The sequence below is a fragment of the Streptomyces sp. genome, assembly GCF_050698815.1.
In the GTDB taxonomy this organism is placed as follows: domain Bacteria; phylum Actinomycetota; class Actinomycetes; order Streptomycetales; family Streptomycetaceae; genus Streptomyces.
Map to the genome: position 1 here is coordinate 1 of NZ_JBOHCV010000744.1, position 2,649 is coordinate 2,649.

The window sequence follows — 2,649 nt, forward strand, 5'->3', positions numbered from 1 at the left end:
CACGATCAACCGGAAAACCAGAAACCGCATCCACCCCACCCACCACCAAATCCCACAACCCACCCGGAGACACCACACCCCCCGGAAAACGACACCCCATACCCACCACCGCCACCGGCTCATGGGTGGGCACGGGCGGCGGGGAGCCCGGGATGACAGCGGAGTCGGCCGTCCCCGACAGCAGGTGATGGAGATGCTCGGCGACGGCGGCCGGGGTCGGGTGGTCGAACGTGAGGGCCGACGAGAGCCGCACGTCCAGCTCGGCGCCGAGCCGGTCGCGGAACTCCACCGCGCTGAGCGAGTCGAAGCCCAGTTCCTTGAAGGTGCGCGTGGTGACGACGGTTTCGCCGGTCCCGTAGCCCAGGACCAGGGCGACCGTGTCCCGCACGAGACTCACCAGTCGGCGGCGGTCCGGGACACCCTGCGGGCGCGGTGACAAGGAGAGCTCCGGGCCACCGGACGCCGGCATGGCGGGCGCGGGCGGAGTGGCTCCCGCCGCCGTCTCCGGCACCGCATCGGACCGTACGGGCTCCGCCCCGTCGGCGGGCCAGTGGCTCCGGCGCCGGAACGCGTAGCCGGGCAGGGCGATCCGTCGGCCGCCCGGGAACACGGCCCTCCAGTCCACGTCGCAGCCCTGGGAGTGTGCGGCGGCCAACGCGGCCACGGCGGACGCGGGTTCAGGCCTGCCGCGGCGCAAGGCGGGGACGAAGGCCGCACCCCCCAGATCGGAGAGGGCGTCACGCGCCAGGGGCGCGAGCACGGCGTCCGGTCCGAGTTCGAGATAGGTGGTGCAGCCCGTGTCCCGGAGCGTCAGCAGTCCGTCGTGGAAGCGGACCGCCTCGCGTATCTGCCGGACCCAGTGGTCCGGGGTGTCGATGCCTTCGGCCACCCGGCCGGTCACGTTCGAGATCACCGGGATCGCAGGGGCGTGAAAGGTCAGGGCGTCTGCGACCGCCCTGAAGGCGTCCAGCATCGGGTCCATCCGTGCCGAGTGGAACGCGTGGCTCACCGTGAGCCGTCTGGTCTTGCGGCCACGCGAGGCCCAGTACGCCACGACGGCGGCGACGGATTCCTCGTCGCCGGAGACGGCCGCCGACTCGGGGCCGTTGACCGCGGCGATCGAGACCCCGGTCCCTCGCAGCAGCGGCTCGACCTCGTCGGCCGCCGCCTGGACGGCCGCCATCGCGCCGCCCTCGGGGAGCCGGTCCATCAGCGTCCCGCGTGCGGCGACGAGCGCGCAGGCGTCGGGCAGGGAGAGCACGCCGGCGGCGTGGGCGGCGGCGAGTTCGCCGATGGAGTGGCCGATCAGGTGGCCAGGCACGACGCCCCAGCGCTCGAACAGCCTGAACAGCGCCACCGACACGGCGAAGAGCGCCGGCTGGGTGTAGGCGGTGCGGTCGAGGAGGGCGGCCTCGGCGGTGCCGGGCGCGGCCCACAGCACGTCCTTCAGCGGCCGGTCGAGCAGGCCGTCGAAGTGGGAGTGGATCTCGTCGAAGGCTTCCGCGAACACCGGGTAGGTCTCGTACAGTTCGCGTCCGGCACCGAGCCGTTGCGCACCCTGACCCGAGAACATGAAGGCGGTCGTCGCGGTTCCGGCCGCCGGTCCGGGGACCGAACCGAGGACCGTGTGGGCCGACCGCGTGCCCCGGGCGAGGGCGTCCAGCCCTGCGAGGAAGCCGTCTCCACCCGAATCGACGACGACCGCCCGGTGCGGATGATGTGTCCGTGTGGTGGCCAGCGAGAAACCGGTATCGACCGGACTCAGGCCGGGGTTGTCACCCACGAACTCCTTGAGCCGGGCAGCCTGTTCGGCGATGTCCGAGGCATCGCGCCCGGAGACCACCCAGGGCAGCAGACCGCGGGGAGTCGCAGGCGGGGACGAGTCGGCGGGTACGACCGCGTCCGCGCGGGCGGACTCCGGCGCTTCCGCCAGGATGACATGGGCGTTGGTGCCGCCCATGCCGAAGGAGCTGACACCTGCGTACAGCGGCTGCTCGTCGCGCGGCCAGGAGGAGAGTCCGGTCGCGACGCTCAGGCCCAGGGTGTCGAGGGGGATGCGCGGATGGGCGGTCTCGAAGTTCAGGCTGGCGGGCAACCGACGGTGCTCGATACCGAGCCCCGCCTTCAGCAGGCCGGCGATGCCCGACGCGCCCTCCAGGTGGCCGATGTTGGTCTTGGCCGAGCCCACCAGCAGCGGGCTCCCGGGGCTCCTCGTGCTGCCGTACACGGCACCCAGGGCCGCCGCCTCGATCGGGTCGCCCACCGCGGTGCCGGTGCCGTGCAGTTCGACGTACTGGACGGCGTCCGGGTCGACACCGGCGTGCTCGCAGGCACGCAGCAGCGCTGCCTCCTGACCCGCGGCGCTAGGTACGGCCAGGGCGTCGGAGCCGCCGTCGTTGTTCGTCGCGCTGCCCCGGATGACGCAGTGCACCGGGTCGCCGTCCGCGAGCGCGCGGGGCAGCGGCTTCAGTAGGACGACCACGCCACCCTCACCCCGGACGTAGCCGTTGGCGCGCGCGTCAAAGGTGAAGCAGCGGCCGTCCGGTGAGAGCGCGCCGAACTTCTCGACGCAGACTGTGCTGTCCGGATCCACGATGAGGTGGACACCCGCCGCGAGGGCCGTCGCCGACTCGCCCCTGCGCAGGCTCT

General features: G+C 72.7%; 1 protein-coding gene. It reads right to left on the minus strand.

The window, feature by feature from the left end; all coding sequences use genetic code 11:
* A partial coding sequence (locus ACRDP3_RS26440) for an acyltransferase domain-containing protein (protein WP_431519528.1) occupies nucleotides 1–2,649 on the minus strand: 2,649 nt, incomplete at both ends.